Source organism: Carnobacterium sp. AT7, from assembly GCF_000171855.1.
Lineage (GTDB): Bacteria > Bacillota > Bacilli > Lactobacillales > Carnobacteriaceae > Carnobacterium_B > Carnobacterium_B jeotgali.
This window is the reverse complement of sequence record NZ_ABHH01000013.1, coordinates 1-18,502: the sequence shown is the minus strand read 5'-3', so window position 1 is coordinate 18,502 and position 18,502 is coordinate 1. Positions and strand designations below refer to the sequence as shown.

The window sequence follows — 18,502 nt, the reverse complement described above, 5'->3', positions numbered from 1 at the left end:
ATTGAAAAGAGGAGAGATAGCATGCCTTTAAAAGAAGGAATAACATATGCTCATGAACATACGACAATTGATTTGTCTTCTTTAAAAAAATCGGAAGATACAAATTTAAATTGCTTTGACGAAACAGTTGCAGAGTACAAAGAATTATATAAAAAAGGTGTTCGAAATATTATTGATGTCACTGTCATGGGAATGAATCGTAATCCGGATTATGTGAAAAAAGTTGGTGAATTATCTGGTATGAATATCATTCAGTCAACTGGATGGTATCAAGATAAATTTCTTCCGCCTTTTGTAGATGAACACACAGTAGAAGAAATGGCAGAAGTCATGATACAAGATATTACGGTTGGAATAAATGGTACTGATAGCCGAGCTGAGTTAATAGGCGAAATTGCAACAAGTAAAAATCAAATGACTGAACGAGAACATAAAGTTTTTAAAGCAGCTGTGATTGCCCACCATCAGACAGGAGTTCCTATTACGACGCACACAACTCTAGGAACTTATGGAAAAGAACAAGTTCAATTTTTTAAAGAGAACAAAGTTGATTTAAACAAAGTTGTGATCGGTCATGTTGATTTAACAGGTGATTCTAACTACGTATTGTCTTTACTGAAAGAAGGCGTGTATGTTGAGTTTGACACCGTGGGAAAAGAAAATTACATGCTAGATGAGAAACGACTGGAAATGTTGTTAGCGATAGAAGTAGCTGGATTTACAGATAAAATTTTCTTATCAATGGATATAACTAGAAAATCCAATCTGAAATATAAAAATGGCATTGGTTACTCTTATTTATTGGATACTTTTGTGCCAATGATTTTAAAAGGTGGCATTTCAGAAGCCTTTATTGAGAGAATGTTGATCAAAAATCCGCAACAATTTTATTTATAAAGTACTAACAAAAAAGGTGGAAAAAAATGAATACGTATCCTCTTACTAGTTTAAACATAGAAGAAGCTACAAAAAAACAATTTTCTTTAATTGATGAGATCACTAAAGTCTTTAGAGGTAGCGAAATTTTAACTCGTGGCGATTTAGGAGTGATCCCTGGCTTAAATCAGCCTAGAACAACGAACAAAGTTGAAAAAGTTCTAGAGAATTACTTTAATGCTGAAGCAGCGATGCTGGTTCGCGGAGCAGGAACTATGGCGATCCGAATGGCTTTACATGCCACAATGAATATTGGAGATACGTTGTTAGTACATGATGCTCCCGTTTATCCGACTACAAAAGTATCTATTGATACTATGGGATTAAAAACAATTGCAACGGATTTTAATGATTTAGAAAAATTACAAGATACACTAAAGAATCAAGCTATTGATGGGGTGTTGATCCAAATTACGCGCCAAAAACCGGATGATTCTTATGATGCAAAAGAAGTGATACAGTGTATCCAAAATTACTTGCCAAATACACCAATTGTAACAGATGATAATTACGCGGTGTTAAAAACGCCGGAAATAGGCTCAGAAATGGGAGCTACTTTAGCTTGTTTTTCAACTTTTAAATTATTAGGTCCTGAAGGAATTGGGTGTATTGTTGGAAATAAAAAAGCTATTGAAAAATTGAAAGCAGAAAATTATTCTGGTGGATTACAAGTACAAGGTCATGAAGCAATCGATGTTTTGAGAGGTATGATTTATGCGCCAGTAGCGCTAGCACTCTCAGCTAGAGTACTTGAAGAAGTAAAAAATAGCTTGAATGCTGGAGAAGTAAAAGGCGTAAAACAAGCCTACATTGCTAATGCTCAATCGAAAGTCATTTTAGTTGAGTTAGATGAACCTATAGCAAGTGCTGTCCTAGAAGAAGCTGAAAAGCTGGGGGCAGCACCAAATCCGGTTGGAGCAGAATCACAATACGAATTTGTACCAATGTTTTATCGTTTATCTGGAACTTTTAGAGCAGCCAATCCAGATGCAGAAAAAACCATGATTCGAATCAACCCAATGCGTGCAGGTAGTGAAACCATCATAAGGATTTTAAATGAATCGATTATAGCTGTATCTAAAAAAGACAGGTAATAGTTTGAAATTGAAAGGATCATAGCATTATGAAAGAAACATTTTATCAAAAAAAAGGATTAGCTATTGAGAAAGTAGCAGCAGAATTATTTTTGTTATCAAAAGATGACAGAATGCCTATTATCAGTGAACTGCAAGAAAAATATGAATTGTCTAGAGGAACCGTACAGAATGCACTTTCATTTTTAAAGGAAATAGGAGCAATTGAAACTGAAAGTAAAGGGCATTTAGGAACATATATAAAAAAAATTGATTATCAAATTCTTCAATCATATGTTGTTAAAGATCAATTAACAGCTACCATGCCGTTACCTTACTCAAAACTTTATGAAGGATTTGCTACAGGTCTGTATTTAGCCTTTAAAGAAAGCGATATTAAGCTGAATATGGTGTATATTCGTGGTTCAGAAGATCGAATAGAGGCTGTTAAAAAAGGATTATATGATATGGCGGTAGTTTCTAGATTTGCTGCCGAACATGAGATCCAGACCAATGGAACTATTGATATAGCTCTAAGATTTGGACCAAAATCGTACCTTTCAGAACATGTTTTGTTATTGGCCTCAAAGGAACATGAGTCCATTATTGATGGCATGAGAGTCGGTATTGACAGAGATTCACTAGATCACCTTATGTTGACAAACGAACATATAGAAGGAAAAAATATAGAGTTGGTAGAAGTGCCAGCTAACCAGTTGATTTATGCCTTACGGGAAAATCAAATTGATGCCGGTATTTGGAACTATGATGAAATTATAGATAAAAACTATGAAGATTTAAACGTTCAATTCATTCCATTGAAAGAACAACACAAAGCTATGAACGAAGCTGTCATTATTTGCCAAAAAGATAATTTAGTCATTGAATCTATTTGTAGAAAGAACATAGAAGTAGAAAAAATGTTGGAAACTCAAAATAAAATAAAAAATGGGTTAATGACACCTCGTTATTAAAAGGAGAGATCTTTAAGATGATTCAAGAAAAACTAACGATTTTAAGAGAGAATAATGTAATCAATGATTCAGTATATGATTACGCGCAAGAAGTGTTGAAATTTATGAAAGCTCAAAATATCATTAATAATGAAGATGAAGCAGATACTTTTATTACTCATTTAGCGATGGCAACTGCACGACAATATACAGAAGAAACAATTAATTCGGTAGATCAAATGATAAATGAACAAATAAAAGCTGATCAAAAATATGACGAAGCTTTAAAGTATTGGAATGAGATTGCCGCATTAGCTCCGATTCCTTTTCGAGAAAATGAGGCAGAATATTTGCATTTGCATTTGGTAACATTATTGAATAATTATTAGAAGTTTAGGAGGCAAAAGCATGTTTATGGATGTTGTAAGTAAAAGAAATCCTAAACTTATCCAAGAAGCCATAACGTTGCACCAATCAGAGAAAATTCTTCCAGATACGTATGTGCTTGATTTAGATATTATCCGTGAAAATGCAAAAAAATTAATAGAGACAGCTAAGAAAAATGATATTGAATTATTTTTTATGCTTAAACAAATTGGAAGAAATCCAGCTATTGCAAAAATGTTGGTTGAATTAGGAATGAAGAATGCTGTGGTAGTAGATTTTAGAGAAGCAAAGATCATGATGGAAAATAATATTCCTTTGGGAAATGTAGGCCACCTCGTGCAAATTCCGCAGATGTTACTAAAAGATATTATGATATATGGTTCAAAATATTTAACTGTTTATTCACTAGAAAAATTACAAGCTATTAATGTACTTGCAAAAGAAATAGGGATAAAGCAAAAGATTTTATTAAGAGTAGTAAGTGAAGAAGATGAGCTTTATCCAGGTCAATACGGAGGGTTCATGCTTGAAGAGCTGCCTTCGTTAATCAGCTTATTCAATGAATTAAAGCATATCGAAATTTCAGGATTAACTTCTTTTCCATGTTTTTTATATGATGCTGAAAAAGAAACGTTAGAACCGACACATAATATAGAAACCGTAAAAGCGGCTAAAAAATTACTTGAAAATGAAGGAATCGATATTCAAGAATTGAACATGCCTTCAGCTACTTCAGTATATACACTTCCATTCATCAAAAAAATAGGTGGTACCCAAGGGGAACCAGGACATGCATTAACAGGCACAACGCCCATGCACGCTGAAAAAGAATTAGCTGAAAAGCCAGCGTTGGTTTATGTAAGTGAAGTTTCCCATAACTTTAAAGGGAAAGGTTACCTTTTTGGCGGTGGTTTTTACAGAAGAGGCCACCTGAAAAATGTTTTAATTGATAATCACGGAAAACAAACGGAAGCTCATATAAATGCTCTTTCAGATGAGAATATTGATTATTATTTAGAAATTGATAAAAAAGAGCCAGTTGGAGCTACAGCTATTATGGCCTTTCGGACACAAATTTTTGTGACAAGAAGTGAAGTTGCTTTAGTGAGTGGCATACAAGAAGGCAAACCAAAAATAGAAGGTATATATGATAGTCAAGGGAATTATTTGAGAGGGTGAAGAGATGGGTAAATTTATCGTCATCGTACTAGATAGCTTTGGAGTCGGGTATATGAATGATGTATCTAAAGTTCGTCCAGAAGATGTAGGAAGTAATACAGCCTATCATATTATTGAAAGAAAGCCAGACATCCAAATAAAGAATTTAGTTAGATTAGGTTTGATGAATGCAATTGGTAAAGAAACAGAAAAACTGAAAAAATCAAAAAAAGCTAATTGGGGAACTTCTAATTTATCTCATCAAGGTGCGGATTCTTTTCTAGGGCATCAGGAAATTATGGGCACAACTCCTCCAATTCCTTTTAATATGCCTTTTAATGAAGTAATTGATGAAGTAGAACAACAATTGGTAAAAAAAGGCTATTCTGTTCGGCGCGAAGGAAAAAGTTCTGAGCCCGAAATCTTAGTCATCAACGAATGTGCAACAGTTGGAGACAATTTAGAGACAGATTTAGGACAAGTATATAATGTATCAGCTTGCCTTGATAGCATGCCTTTTGAAGAAGTCAAACGGTTAGGCAGAGCTATCCGTGAAGTGGTAAAAGTATCACGTGTAATAGCATTCGGTGGAGAAAATATTGTGTTGAATGATTTGTTGAAAGCCAGAAAAGTGAAAAAAAATAGATTTGCTGGTGTGGATGCTCCGGAGTCCGGCGTATACGATCGAGGGTATCAAGTTATTCATTTGGGATACGGGATAAACCCTGAGGTACAAATCCCAACGATTTTGAATCATCAAAACATTCCAGTGGCATTGATCGGTAAAGCAGCGGATATCATTCAGACTTCAAGTACTCACCTCTATCCTGGTGTCGATACACAGCAATTATTCAATTCCTTATTGCAAGAGATAAGCGAGATGGACAATGGTTTTATCTGTTTGAACGTGCAAGAAACTGATTTGGCAGGGCACGGAGAAGACGTTGAGCGTTATGCTGATCGATTGGAAGTAAGCGATACAAATATTGGTGAGGTAATGAAGCAGTTAAATGAAGAGGACATTTTAATTGTTATGGCTGACCATGGAAATGATCCAACTATTGGTCATAGTCAACATACTAGAGAACGAGTTCCACTGCTGATTTACCGTAAAGGTCTTGAAGGAAGAGAAATAGGAGAAAGAGAAACTATGTCTGATGTTGCCGCTACAGCAGCAGAGTATTTTGGCGTTAAGAAGCCACAACATGGCGAATCATTTCTAGGGAAACTAAAATAATTTAATGGAAAACCATACAACTCTTATTGTAGTGAGAGGTGTATGGTTTTTATAAGTTTAACTATGTGATAAATGAGAGCTATTAATAGAAGTAAATATATTTTTGAGAAATTAATTGCGAAACGGACAGAAAGTGTCTAGCTTAATTTAAAATGAAATTTTTTAAGAATAAACAGGCGTGTTAATAAAACCTTTTGTTAACCGATATAATAGGTACAGTAAAAAAGAGGAAGTGTATGAGTTGCTGGCAACTAGTATATGGGACGAAGTAAGTGTTTATGCATTTAGTTCGGTAATAATAGGATTTATTATTTCTTTTTTTAATAAAGAAATTGGTAAGTAAGTCATTTTTGATGTATAACTTTAGGCGGTCAAAGCATCAAATATTAAGTAACGAAAGTCGTATTTATTAAAATGATTTTGAGTTTAACTAAAAAAAAGGAGAAGATTATGAGCACACAAGCGGAATATTATGAAGCATTATCTGAGACAGGAATGTTTATGGATTCAATACCTGAAGAATTTAATTCAAAGATGCTTTATAAGGCAGATACTACTAAAAAATTAACTAATACTAATGGAAATTGGACAGAATTAATTAAATTTTCAATACCTAAATTTGGTAATATTAGGAGAAATGGTTCTGTTCCTAATGCATACAGTTATCTACAGTTATGTAAAGTGATATCAGAAGAGTGGAATGATATAGAAAATAATCATTTTAATACTTCGGAATACTCATTAACTACTCCTGTTCTAAAAATAGTTGAAGAAGATAAAGTTATTACTACTAAACATAAATATTCTGAGATGAAAGAAAGAGCAATAGATTTCTCTTCACGATACAAATATGTTGTTAAATTAGATATCAATAGTTATTATCCTTCTATTTATACACATGCAATATCATGGGCAATACATACAAAAATATTTGCAAAAGAAAATATGAGAGATACTTCTCTTTCGGGAAATAAAATTGACAAGGCTGTACGTAATATGCAAAGTGGACAAACTATGGGAATTCCTATTGGTCCAATAACCTCAAATTTTTTACACGAAATAATTGGTGTAGCTATTGATCAAACAATCAAACAGATTGGGGCAGAAAAAAGTATCACTATTGTTGGAAGTAGATATACTGATGATATGGAATTTTATTTTAACAAGGAAGAAGATGCAACGTGGTTTATTAGGAGGGCTCAAGTTGCATTAAAAGAATATGAATTAGAGCTGAATTCTGAAAAGTCTATAATTGAAAGAGTTCCGATAGTGTTAGAGAAAGAACATATTTTTTCTATTAATAGTTTTAGATTTAGAAATTATTTATATGGAAATAGGACTGAAGAGGAAACGACAGATTTATTGATGAAGATGCAAAAAAAAGACATCATGAGCTTTTTTAATATGGTTTTTACATTTTATAAAAAAAATCCTTCAAAGGGTATGTTGAAATATGCAATTAAATATATGTCACACAATATTATATATAAAGAAAATTGGCATGTGGTTCAATCTTTATTGATGCAATGTGTGATCGTAGACTCTTCAACGATTGGAATAGTATTAGAATTAATAGAAGGTTATTACTTGAACGACTATATTTCAAGAGAAGAACTGATGAGATTAAAAAGCTTCTTAAATGATTTATTAAAAGAGCACTTACTTTTTCAAAATCATTATGAAGCTTCTCAAATATTAAGTTTTTGTAGAAAAATGAAAATATTGATTAACGAAGAAAATACAAAAGCTCTTGAAATGCAAGATAATAGTATTATATGCATACTTACAATGAACCTAAAGAAACATGATTTACTAAGCAATTTTGATGAAAGTAGTTATATAAATTTACTTCCTCTTGCTACAGCAAATAATCAATATTGGTTATTTGCTTATGAAGCGAAAAAAAATAAATGGTTTAGTAATTTAAATAATATTACTGTTTCTTTTCCAACTAATAGCATTTTTTATATGGATTTACTTTCTAATGATGTAAGTTTTTTTGAGACAGAAAAAAATAGTATCTTAGAAAAATTCGGAAATAGTCTTGCTAGAAAAATTACGAGTAATACTAATTATGACCAAACTAATATAGATGAGATAATCAGTGACTATATCAGTGACTTACAAAATAGTGATGTCAAATCAATATATACAAATATTGCAGATGTTGTAAAGTTTAAAATTAACGAACAACAGAAATTAATAGAAGAAGTAGAGTCGAAAATAATAGTTGATGAAGATGAAGGGAAAACAGTTGAAATTAAAAATGAAAGCAAAGAAGATATATTTTGGATGAAGTTTTTTGTGTCAAAAGAAGGAGAGAGATTTTCTGACTTTGATATGCAAAATGAAGTGGAATATTTTGTCTAGATAATTATTAAAAGTCTTTATATTATTTCATTTGAGAATGTAATTTAGATGGGTACGTCAATAATTTTGTATAAATAAACTATTCATTCTATAAAATAAACAGTGATATCGGCACAAAAATTATCAGCATGATATCCGCCACCGTAAATTACCAGCAACGACATAATTATTACCACTAAATGTCATATGACTTGTTACCATGAATAATAAGACAACAAAACGACTACAGTTACCTTTATTAAAGGTAACTGTAGTCGTTTTGTTGTCTATTGCTTCTATATTTATTAGCGTAGGAATAATCCTTCCTATAAAAAAAGTTATTGGAAAATATCAGAAATTGGAACTATAGTATTAACTTTCACAGCATCACTAGTGATTCCTTTAGTTGCAATACCTATAACTTTATAATCGGAGTTCAATACAGGTCCTCCGCTGTTACCTTCAAAAATTTGAGAGCTTATTCCATATCTTTTTTGATTATAGCCAGGACTTTGAGTTTTTGGATTTAATTTTTCTTGAAAGTACTCATTGATTTCTTGAGTAATTACTCCGTGCTCTTTATTTAATAAATTTTTATGCTGATATTGTGGAAATCCTAATAAGGTTATGTCTTCACCTAAACTAATGTGCTTAGAGAATTCAAATCCATATTCTGTATGATTAATACCAGCGACATGACAGATTGCAAAATCTAGTGTGAAATCAAAGTTTTTAATATCTAAAGGTCTTTTTAACGTGGTTTCATTTTCTCTAAAAGCCCAGATTTTAATATCTTCAACTTCATCCTTATACTCAAGATACTGTTTAAATGTATGTGCACTTGTAATAACTCCGACTCCTTTTAATAGAAAAGCACTTGCAGTAGCCGGATAAAAATCACCATATAGCGAGTATTCGATTTCGACTACAAAACAATTTTTCCGTAAATTTTTTTCAAATGGCGAGTAGAGATTTAACTCATATACATGTTCTGGGAGATTAAGATCATTAAAAGAAAGTGCTAATTTTTTGAAAATTCTATCATCTCTTCCTTTAACTTGAGCAACGTGTTCAATCATACCTTTTACGACATTATACTTATCACTAGCCTTATAGTCCCTATAATGTCTAACTGGATAATATTCATCAAATTTTTTTTGAGCTACATTATCATTATTTACCTTTAAGTTGTGAAGTATTGCCCGTGTTTTTCTAATATACTTTCGACTAACATTTAACTTCCTATTCACTGTGATTCCTGTAACTGTTTGATTTTGGTAATTTATTCTAAGACGTGTTTTTTTAGTATTTATTTCAAAGTTTGTTTTTTCTAATATTTTATTGATTGCATTTCCAATTTGAACATCATTATTTTCATTATAATAAACAAAACGTTTTTGAAATTCGTATTTGTCAGTGGATATAGTAATATCATCAACGTATCTTGTATAAATATAATTGTTTTTTCTACATAGTTGACTCATTTGTTTATCAAAATTATAAGTTAATATATTAGTTAATATTGGAGAAGTAGGGGCACCTTGCGGTAAAATATTGTTATGACAACAAATAGAAACTAGGATACCTATTACTTCATCATTAAATTTATAATATGATTTGAAAAAACCAATTAATTTACCCTGGTTAAATTGGTCAAAATAATTTTTTAAATCAAAGTTTAAAACCCATTTTTTATTAACATGCATTGCTGCATTTGTAATAATGCTTTTTCCTTGAACAAAACCATGAGCAGATTTATTTAATGAAGAAGATTTCGTTAATATGTAGCTTAATTTCTTCTGAATAATTTTCAGATTTTTACTAGGAGCCATGATAGTTCTCATATCACCATTTTTTTTAGGAATCTTAAAAGGTGTATAAGATTTTTCTACATTTAAAATATAATATAAAAATTTAGGTGTGACTTCTAATAAAGACGCAATATCATAAAAACTGTTTAGTTTTCTAAAATTAGAGATTAAATTTGAGTCTTCTGTTTTTAACTGATCAATTCTTTTGGTCATTAGAAACTCCCATTCAAAATATATTGAGAAGTGGTATAATATTGTTTGTTTTCAGAAAGTTGACGGAACACTGGACAATCAATAACACTATTATATAGGAGAAACTGAAACAGGAGAGAAGCTAATTGCATATCTCTTGCACACGCTACCGCGAAACACAGCAGAAATTTATTTTCCACTTCTCAAGCCAATTATACTACACTTACAAAAAAATGGAAGCGTGTTTTAACAGTAGTTATAAAGTTATTACATAAGTTATTGCATAAGTTATTACATAATTAGATCTTTGTTAATTATGTAATAACTTTTTTCGATTGTTCTGGTTTAAAATATTTGATAAATTTGTCGCCCAAAAAAATTTTGTTTAGGAATTTGAAGTTCTACTAGAGAAAAATCCATAAATTGATCAGGAATAAAAGCTTTTTAATTAATCTTGAATAGATCTATATTTAATTTTTTAAGAGACTTCTCCACTTCTTGGAAAAATAAGTATTTCAGTAGTTAATTTTATGCATATCTTTTAATAAAGGAAACTCTAGTTAAAAAACCCTGAAAATCTAATCCTAAAAATGTCGAAATCCCGCCTTATTTTAATGATTTAAAACATGGTATAGTACATTGACTAATATTTTGAGGAGTATTTTAAATGAAACATATCAATTGTCAGATACATATAAACAAGAAAGCTTAATAGAAAGAGTAAAATTTGTAACTGAAAGAGATGGAAGGTGTAAAGGCTAAAGTAATCAATCACAGATACAACGGGTATAGTACAACAGATTTGATTTTAAATGATAAAATTGAAGCCGTAATTAAAGACAAGCCAGATATCCAATGGATCATGGCTACTTTCAGTAAACAGTTGCCGGATTCGTTAATCATTATTCAAACAGCAAATCCTACTATCTATTTAAGGAGAATTGAATGATAAAGAAAAGAAGCATTATCTTTATAGGCGTTGTTATTGTGTTCATGTGTCTGGTTATTGGTGTTAGTTATCCGATTATTATAAACAATCTCATTATTGATGAAGGGCCTGTTCAGTCTGATGTGATTATTGTTCCAGAAGGGCAGGAGTATGTGAGAGCATATCGAGCTGCGGAGTTGTTGCACGAGGGCTTTAGTACTTCTGGTCAAATAATTGTTTCTCCAATAGATAAGGCGACTGTGCAGGGCTATAAAGAATTCTGGGTTAGCCAAGAGCAGATTATTCCTGAAACTAAAGCAACAAGTACTTATGAAAATGCAGTAATTACTTTGAGAATGATGGAAGAACATGGATTTGATTCGGCTATTATTGTGTCTTCTGATTATCATATGCGGCGGACCAAACTAATCTACGAACGGATAAATAGTGATTATGATTTCGAATTGACATATGTAGCTGCTTACCAATTGGTGGACGGTGAATTCGTTCCTTGTGAAGCTGGAGAAGACCTGCAGTACGTGGCTAATCGAGGTTTTTGGAACTATTGGGGCTATTTACTGGGACTGTATCATTTCTTTAATTTGTAGGGATTATTAACGGAATTGTCATTATCTATTCAGTAAGAGATAAATACACTATAGGACTCAAAGAGATTGGAGAATAATCATAAAATAAGGAATGATTTTTATTAAAAAGTATTTTAGCTTCATACTGATAGCATTTGCTCTAGTTGGCTGTTCAAAAGAAACTAATGAAGGAACCCCTATCGAGCAAGATAGCAGCTTATTTGTATCTTCAGGATCAGCAGAGGAGTCTTTGGAAAGCGAATCAGTCAGTGAAAAAAAGGCTACTTATAATCCTGAAAATGGAGAAGAAATGGCAGAGTTTTTTAGGGATTATTTTAGCGCACAAGTGGAGATAAATGCTTATGAGTTCGAGCAAGAGCAGGAAATGAATTATATGTATCCGGAAATTTTTATAGTGTCGTCTGATGTAGCAGATGATACAGTCAGGCAAATAACATTTTTCGAAGTAGATGCAGAAGATATTCAAACGATATTAAAAATGGCTAATTTTCCAGAAGAACCCGTTATTGAAGAAGCCTTGTCTTTTGAAGGCGAATTGAACGATCCTAATTTTGGAGATAAATACGCTACAGAGTATAGTAATGACTTAGGATTAGGTGTAGATATAACGATTAAAGGAAACATGTGGAGTGAAGAAAATAAAAAGCCTTATAATTTAACTTCATTTTATGATAAGAGAGCTTATGATGAATATGCTGGATAACGTATTTATGTTTAGTAACTTTTTCTGTTATCTATTTTTAGTTTATACGAAAGATTTCCTCTGTATGTTATACTAATTGAAAATACAGTGACGAGGTGTAACGGCATGAAAGTAGTGATTATAGGAGCTTCTTTTGCTGGGGTAGCAGCAGCTTTAGAGGTGCGAAAAAAACAGTTGAGTGCAGAAATTATTTTGCTGGAAAAGCAGCCTACATTAGGATATATTCCGAATGGGCTGCATTTGTATTGGGAAAATAGAATTTCCGACTTAAAGGATGCCTACTTCATTACGAAAGAGCAATTGGAAAAGCAAAACATCCAGTGCTGCTTAGAAGCAGCTGTTGAAAAAATCGACACAACTCACAAAGCAGTCCACTATATGTTTCATGGACAAGAAGCGACGATTACTTATGATAAGTTGATCATTGCAACGGGTTCGAGTCAGTTGTCGCAAAAAATTAGCGGCAGCGATGGAGAAAACGTCTTGAAGTACAAACATCGCCATGAGGCAGAAGATGCTTTAGCTAAAGTTGATGCTAGCAAAAGTGTAACGATTATTGGAGCGGGTCAGGTCGGAGTGGAAGCAGCCTGCTTATTAAGCAAGCAACAAAAAAAAGTCACGCTAATTGAAAGTATGGATTTTGTGTTATTCAAGTACTTTGATAAAGATATGATCCAGCCCTTGCAGCAGAAAATGCGTGAACAGGGGATTGATTTGCGTTTGAACCAAACGGTTTCTTCGATTGAAGCAGAAGTGGATCAATTGGCAACGATTCGATTTGGAAATGAAATGGTTAAGAGTGAGGCTGTTATCTTAGGTGTGAATGTGAGACCGGACTTGCACTTTTTAGATGAACACATCAGTCTTCACATGGACCAAACGATTGCCGTTGATCGTTATATGCGCACATCAGCAGAAGATGTCTTTGCCATTGGGGATTGTATCCAATTGGCTTTTGGAGAAGATGACGAAACGGTATATATTCCGCTAGTGAACAATGCTGTTCGTACAGGAATTGTGGCTGCTTCTAATCTTATTCAACCAAAAATGATTTTTAAAGGCTCTTTGCGTACGATTGGAACCTTCATTTTCGGGTATTATATTGCTAGCACAGGTATGACGGAAGCCGAGAGTGTATTTACTAATCAAAAAGTGAAAACCTATCGTCAAAAAGTACGGTTAACTAGTCTACCAAGTAGTGATGTCGTAACCATTAAATGGGTTTATGATGAAACTAGTCATATTTTGCTTGGTGCGCAGATGATTTCAACTTCTGATGTTTTAGAAAAAATCAATACATTGGCGTTAGCTATTCAAACTAAACAAACCTTGGAAGATTTGCAGCAAAAAGATTATTTCTTCCATCCATCGTTTACCCAAATGATTTCGGCTACCAACTTTGTTTCGTGGCCAGAAGTGAGGGATGACGGAAATGAAAATTGAACACTTCTTGGAGAAAAATGAGATCAGAGAAGTTACGATTTTTAAACAACTCGTGCTGAACGGCGGAAAACTCTCTTATACAGATATGTTGGAATATTTAGCTGTTGCAAGAGCTTCACTGGATAAAGATTTGGAATCCATTTCTTTTCGAATTCAATCTCTTTCAGATCAGGTGAACGTAAACTATGATGGACAATACATTTCCTTAACCATGAGCGATGAATTTTCTTTACCGCAAATTCATCAGCTTTATTTGAATCAATCAATTAAGGTGAATCTGGTACGATTTTTATTTAAGCATCAGGAGTTCTCGATTACTCAGCTGACACAAAAACTAATGATTAGCGATTCTTCTTTATTTCGCAAAATCAAAGAATTAAACAGCTATTTAAAAGAGTTTGGCATCAAAATCCGCAATGGGCAGTTGCACGGCGAAGAGTTGCAGATTCGGTATTTCTACTTTCAATTTTATAGCTATATCGAAAATAAAGAATCCCTTGTTGTTTCGCATAACGATAAGCAGATTACTCAAATGGTGCAGGCTATGGAAAGTTCCTTGCAAGTTACGATTGAACCAGAAAACAAACAACGTCTCGATATTTGGATGCTCATTAGTAAAACTCGCGTCACTAGCAAAGAGAAGAAGTATACAGCCTTACGCCAACACATGCAGTATTACTTAGAGGATCCGTTATACCAAAAAATTCGGATGATGGTTTTACGCTACTTCAGTCGTTATTCTATTGAAGTCGATGAAGAAGAAGCTATGTTGCACTTTGCTTTTTTGCTAGCTTTTCCGATCCTGAATGAACACGATTTTCATGAATATACCCTAGAGCGTGACCGTCGTGCACCTATTGCGACGATGGATGCGTATATTGTGGAAACCATTATTATCCAATATAAGTTCCGCAGATTGCCTTACATGTTGGAACGTGACATGCATTATCATCTTTCTCATATTCACACAAAACTGTACTTCTTCCAAGGAGAGATGGAAATTTATGATTATGAGGGAATGTTGGCTAAAGAAAAACAATTTACCGGCAGAGACCTAGTTTCATTTGCAGAGACATTGATTGCCATCAGTACAAATAAATTTGGCATCAAAGAAGTAGAAGATAATAGTCTTTTGAAAATTGGGTTGCTCAAATATATCAGTTTACTGGCGATGGTTACGTTGAAGATGACGACCATTTTGCAAGTGGGAATTGATTTGAAAATGGAAGCTATTTTTACAGAGACACTGAATCAGTTACTTATACTGAATATGCGGCATATCAATGGCATCCATGTCGAAGCTTGCCAGCCAGGTAAAGTGTATGATCTCATTCTAACCAATGAACAACCAACCAACAAAGAGCACTACGGTAAATCCAGAGTATACGTCCTCTCTGAAATTATGTCTTCTTTCGACATGAAAAATATCCAAAAAATCATTCAAGAATTTAATTCATAGACAAGCTCAGTGAAAATACTGCAGCTTGTTTTTTTGTTTAACCATTTAGTACTGGGGAATTAATTTTAATAATTATCCGAAATTTCTGTTGGAATAAGGAATGCTTGTAGACGTGTAGAAGATTCAATGAGAATTACAAAGTGTTAACGCTTCAGCGAGTAAACTTTGTTTGAAACTTGAAAGCCTTAATACTATTCTTCTAGACTTCAGGCGGTCTAACGGATTTCCACAAGTACTCCTGTCCATTCCAGAAGAAATTTTATGTAGTTGCATCAACATCAGTTGTAAAAGAACCTAAAAAGCTATTGAAAAGGCAAAACCTCTCAAAAAATTTCAAAAACTAAAAAAAGATGACATTTTCTTTCGAAGAAAAACGGTTACAATAAGTTTATTAAGAAATCGCTTGCAAAAAGCATAGGAGGAAATTTAACATGACAGAGAAAAAATATATTATGGCCATTGATCAAGGAACAACGAGTTCAAGAGCAATCATTTACGATAAAAAAACTAACACAATCGGAAGCTCACAAAAAGAGTTCACTCAAATTTTTCCACAAAGTGGTTGGGTAGAACACAATCCGAATGAAATTTGGAATTCAGTACAATCCGTTATTGCTGGGGCATTTATTGAATCCGGTGTCAAACCAGAAGAAATTGCAGGAATTGGAATCACGAACCAACGTGAAACAACCATCATTTGGGATAAAGAAACAGGTCGTCCGATTTATAACGCAATTGTTTGGCAATCACGTCAATCAGCACCAATCGCAGCTAAGTTGAACGAAGATGGACACTCAGAAATGATTCATGAAAAAACAGGTTTGATCATCGATTCTTATTTCTCAGCTACTAAAATTCGTTGGATTCTTGACCATGTTGAAGGTGCGCAAGAACGGGCGGAAAAAGGCGAGTTATTATTCGGAACAGTGGATACGTGGTTACTATGGAAATTAACAGGCGGAGAGTCATTCGTTACCGATTATTCAAATGCTAGCCGTACAATGTTATTCAACATCCATAAATTAGAATGGGATCAAGACATTTTAGACTTGTTAAACATTCCACACGTGATGATGCCAGAAGTGAAATCGAACTCAGAAGTTTACGGCTACACTACGAACTATCATTTCTACGGTGCAAATACACCAATTTCGGGAATGGCTGGAGATCAACAAGCGGCTTTATTTGGTCAAATGGCTTTCGAACCTGGAATGGTGAAAAACACTTATGGAACAGGTTCATTTATCGTCATGAACACTGGTGAGAAACCTCAATTATCTGAAAATAATTTATTGACTACAATTGGCTATGGTATCAATGGTAAGGTATACTATGCTTTAGAAGGAAGTATTTTTGTAGCTGGATCTTCCATTCAATGGTTGCGTGATGGCTTAAGAATGATCGAAAACTCAGCAGATTCAGAAGGATTGGCTAAAGCGTCTAAAGGCAACAATGAAGTTGTGGTGGTACCAGCCTTTACAGGTCTTGGCGCACCTTACTGGGATTCAGATGCACGAGGAGCAGTTTTCGGCTTAACTCGCGGAACAACAAAAGAAGATTTTGTTAAAGCGACTTTGCAATCCATTGCTTACCAAGCACGCGATGTAATTGACACAATGAATAAAGATGCTGGCATTGACATTCCATTATTGAAAGTAGATGGCGGAGCTGCCAATAACGACTGGTTACTGCAATTCCAAGCAGACATTTTAGGAACAAAAGTCCAACGTGCATCAAACTTAGAAACAACGGCTTTAGGAGCAGCTTACTTAGCTGGTTTAGCAGTAGGGTTCTGGGAAAGCATGGACGAAATCAAAGACATGTACGAAGAAGGCGGCGTTTTTGAACCGCAAATGGCAGATGCAGAACGTGAAAAATTATATCAAAACTGGAAATTAGCAGTCAAAGCAACTCAAGTCTTTAAACCAGAAGCTTAAAAGGAGGAAAAGAATATGGTTTTCTCAATAGAACGAAGAAAACAAGACATCCAAGCATTAAAAGAAGAAACATTAGACGTTTTAATTATTGGTGGAGGGATCACAGGTGCTGGTACGGCTTTACAAGCCAGCGCCTCTGGTCTTAAAACCGGATTAGTTGAAATGCAAGACTTTGCAGAAGGAACCTCTTCTCGTTCGACTAAATTGGTTCATGGTGGATTGCGCTATTTGAAAAACTTTGATGTTGAAGTGGTAGCGGATACGGTTCAAGAACGTGCTGTCGTACAAGGAATCGCTCCGCACATTCCAAAAGCTGATCCAATGATTTTACCCATCTATGACGAACCGGGTTCAACATTTTCAATGTTCTCGCTAAAAGTAGCGATGGATTTATACGATCAATTAGCAAGTGTTACGGGAACAAAATATGCGAACTACACGTTAACCAAAGAAGAAGTTCTTAAACGTGTTCCTCAACTAAAGAGTGAAGGCTTATTAGGTGCTGGTGTTTACTTGGACTACCGCAACAATGATGCTCGTTTAGTGATTGAAAACATCAAACGTGCTGCTGCAGATGGTGGACATATGGTTAGCCACATGAAAGTTGTCGGCATCTTGCATGATGAAACCAATAAAGTTAGTGGCGCAACAGTAGAAGATGCATTGACGGGTGAAACATTTGACATCAAAGCGCGTGTTGTCTTAAACACAACGGGCCCTTGGTCTGACACGATTCGTCAAATGGATACTAAATTGGATGCTGTTCCGCAAATGCGCCCAACTAAAGGGGTTCATTTGGTAGTGGACCGTAAAAAATTACATGTTCCACAACCGATTTACTTTGATACAGGTAAAAACGATGGCCGTATGGTATTCGTGATTCCGCGTGAAGAAAAAACGTACTTTGGAACAACCGATACAGATTACAAAGGCGACTTTGCACATCCAACGGTTGAACAAGAAGATGTTGATTATCTATTAGAAATCGTTAACAATCGTTACCCATCAGCTGATATCAAGATTGACGATATCGAATCAAGTTGGGCAGGATTGCGTCCATTGATTTCAGCAAATGGCGGTTCGGACTACAACGGTGGGAACAGCAAACCAATCAAAGACGAAAGTTTTGACAAAGTGATTTCTACGATCGAGCAATTCCAAAAAGGTGAAGTGGATCGTTACACTGTAGAAGACGTGTTAAAAAACATTGAAACCGGTAATTCTGAATCAGAAGATAACCCTTCAGCTGTTTCTCGTGGAAGCGCATTGGATATTGACGAAGATGGTTTGGTTACAGTAGCAGGTGGGAAATTGACCGACTACCGTAA

The 18,502-nt window shown here is 34.1% G+C and carries 15 protein-coding genes; 14 read left to right on the top strand and 1 reads right to left on the bottom strand.

What is annotated here, in order from left to right; translation table 11 throughout:
* Window positions 1-21: 21 nt before the first annotated feature.
* The 7 genes from CAT7_RS06435 to CAT7_RS06405 all read left to right on the top strand — a co-directional run bounded on the left by CAT7_RS06435 (window position 22) and on the right by CAT7_RS06405 (window position 8,114).
* Entirely contained in the window at window positions 22-897 is an 876-nt protein-coding gene (locus tag CAT7_RS06435; protein WP_007723440.1) for a phosphotriesterase family protein, read from the top strand.
* Window positions 898-923: 26 nt separating this feature from the next.
* The gene (locus CAT7_RS06430) at window positions 924-2,030 is read left to right on the top strand and encodes an aminotransferase class V-fold PLP-dependent enzyme (RefSeq protein WP_007723438.1); all 1,107 of its coding nucleotides are present in this window, start codon (window positions 924-926) and stop codon (window positions 2,028-2,030) included.
* Window positions 2,031-2,059: 29 nt separating this feature from the next.
* On the top strand, window positions 2,060-2,983 hold the full coding sequence (gene yhfZ, locus CAT7_RS06425) for a GntR family transcriptional regulator YhfZ (RefSeq protein WP_007723436.1): 924 nt from the start codon (window positions 2,060-2,062) through the stop codon (window positions 2,981-2,983).
* Between the two features lie 17 nt (window positions 2,984-3,000).
* Window positions 3,001-3,351, top strand: coding sequence for a PRD domain-containing protein (locus CAT7_RS06420; RefSeq protein WP_007723434.1), 351 nt, complete (start codon window positions 3,001-3,003; stop codon window positions 3,349-3,351).
* 19 nt (window positions 3,352-3,370) lie between these two features.
* Entirely contained in the window at window positions 3,371-4,528 is a 1,158-nt protein-coding gene (locus CAT7_RS06415) for a YhfX family PLP-dependent enzyme (RefSeq protein WP_007723433.1), read from the top strand.
* 4 nt (window positions 4,529-4,532) lie between these two features.
* The gene (locus tag CAT7_RS06410; protein WP_007723431.1) at window positions 4,533-5,744 is read left to right on the top strand and encodes a phosphopentomutase; all 1,212 of its coding nucleotides are present in this window, start codon (window positions 4,533-4,535) and stop codon (window positions 5,742-5,744) included.
* 450 nt (window positions 5,745-6,194) lie between these two features.
* Complete coding sequence (locus tag CAT7_RS06405; protein ID WP_007723419.1) at window positions 6,195-8,114, top strand: RNA-directed DNA polymerase; 1,920 nt, start codon at window positions 6,195-6,197, stop codon at window positions 8,112-8,114.
* Between the two features lie 317 nt (window positions 8,115-8,431).
* Here the strand turns inward: CAT7_RS06405 and CAT7_RS12015 are convergent, their stop codons facing one another.
* Entirely contained in the window at window positions 8,432-10,117 is a 1,686-nt protein-coding gene (locus CAT7_RS12015; protein ID WP_007723416.1) for a reverse transcriptase domain-containing protein, read from the bottom strand.
* A 721-nt stretch (window positions 10,118-10,838) separates the two neighbouring features.
* Here CAT7_RS12015 and CAT7_RS06395 point away from each other — a divergent pair.
* The 7 genes from CAT7_RS06395 to CAT7_RS06365 all read left to right on the top strand — a co-directional run.
* On the top strand, window positions 10,839-11,045 hold the full coding sequence (locus CAT7_RS06395) for a hypothetical protein (RefSeq protein WP_007723412.1): 207 nt from the start codon (window positions 10,839-10,841) through the stop codon (window positions 11,043-11,045).
* Complete coding sequence (locus tag CAT7_RS06390) at window positions 11,042-11,632, top strand: YdcF family protein (RefSeq protein ID WP_007723409.1); 591 nt, start codon at window positions 11,042-11,044, stop codon at window positions 11,630-11,632. Before CAT7_RS06395 ends, CAT7_RS06390 begins: the two co-directional genes overlap by 4 nt.
* Before the next feature lie 91 nt (window positions 11,633-11,723).
* On the top strand, window positions 11,724-12,335 hold the full coding sequence (locus CAT7_RS06385; RefSeq protein WP_007723406.1) for a hypothetical protein: 612 nt from the start codon (window positions 11,724-11,726) through the stop codon (window positions 12,333-12,335).
* A 105-nt stretch (window positions 12,336-12,440) separates the two neighbouring features.
* Window positions 12,441-13,778 carry an FAD-dependent oxidoreductase gene (locus CAT7_RS06380; protein ID WP_007723403.1) on the top strand — a complete coding sequence of 446 codons (1,338 nt, stop codon included), beginning with the start codon at window positions 12,441-12,443 and terminating at the stop codon, window positions 13,776-13,778.
* Window positions 13,759-15,237 (top strand): helix-turn-helix domain-containing protein, encoded by a 1,479-nt coding sequence (locus tag CAT7_RS06375; RefSeq protein WP_232208121.1) that lies wholly within the window; start codon window positions 13,759-13,761, stop codon window positions 15,235-15,237. Before CAT7_RS06380 ends, CAT7_RS06375 begins: the two co-directional genes overlap by 20 nt.
* Window positions 15,238-15,668: 431 nt before the next feature.
* On the top strand, window positions 15,669-17,174 hold the full coding sequence (gene glpK / locus CAT7_RS06370; protein ID WP_007723398.1) for a glycerol kinase GlpK: 1,506 nt from the start codon (window positions 15,669-15,671) through the stop codon (window positions 17,172-17,174).
* Window positions 17,175-17,189: 15 nt separating this feature from the next.
* Window positions 17,190-18,502 (top strand): FAD-dependent oxidoreductase (locus tag CAT7_RS06365; protein WP_007723395.1); only part of this gene is annotated, 1,313 nt, incomplete at its 3' end.

Excerpts from the sequence above, each read along its gene's own strand:
- CAT7_RS06435 (WP_007723440.1), top strand. The coding sequence starts at position 22 with ATGCCTTTAAAAGAAGGAATAACATATGCTCATGAACATACGACAATT.
- CAT7_RS06430 (WP_007723438.1), top strand. The coding sequence starts at position 924 with ATGAATACGTATCCTCTTACTAGTTTAAACATAGAAGAAGCTACAAAA.
- yhfZ (WP_007723436.1), top strand. The coding sequence starts at position 2,060 with ATGAAAGAAACATTTTATCAAAAAAAAGGATTAGCTATTGAGAAAGTA.
- CAT7_RS06420 (WP_007723434.1), top strand. The coding sequence starts at position 3,001 with ATGATTCAAGAAAAACTAACGATTTTAAGAGAGAATAATGTAATCAAT.
- CAT7_RS06415 (WP_007723433.1), top strand. The coding sequence starts at position 3,371 with ATGTTTATGGATGTTGTAAGTAAAAGAAATCCTAAACTTATCCAAGAA.
- CAT7_RS06410 (WP_007723431.1), top strand. The coding sequence starts at position 4,533 with ATGGGTAAATTTATCGTCATCGTACTAGATAGCTTTGGAGTCGGGTAT.
- CAT7_RS06405 (WP_007723419.1), top strand. The coding sequence starts at position 6,195 with ATGAGCACACAAGCGGAATATTATGAAGCATTATCTGAGACAGGAATG.
- CAT7_RS12015 (WP_007723416.1), bottom strand. The coding sequence starts at position 10,117 with ATGACCAAAAGAATTGATCAGTTAAAAACAGAAGACTCAAATTTAATC.
- CAT7_RS06395 (WP_007723412.1), top strand. The coding sequence starts at position 10,839 with ATGGAAGGTGTAAAGGCTAAAGTAATCAATCACAGATACAACGGGTAT.
- CAT7_RS06390 (WP_007723409.1), top strand. The coding sequence starts at position 11,042 with ATGATAAAGAAAAGAAGCATTATCTTTATAGGCGTTGTTATTGTGTTC.
- CAT7_RS06385 (WP_007723406.1), top strand. The coding sequence starts at position 11,724 with ATGATTTTTATTAAAAAGTATTTTAGCTTCATACTGATAGCATTTGCT.
- CAT7_RS06380 (WP_007723403.1), top strand. The coding sequence starts at position 12,441 with ATGAAAGTAGTGATTATAGGAGCTTCTTTTGCTGGGGTAGCAGCAGCT.
- CAT7_RS06375 (WP_232208121.1), top strand. The coding sequence starts at position 13,759 with ATGACGGAAATGAAAATTGAACACTTCTTGGAGAAAAATGAGATCAGA.
- glpK (WP_007723398.1), top strand. The coding sequence starts at position 15,669 with ATGACAGAGAAAAAATATATTATGGCCATTGATCAAGGAACAACGAGT.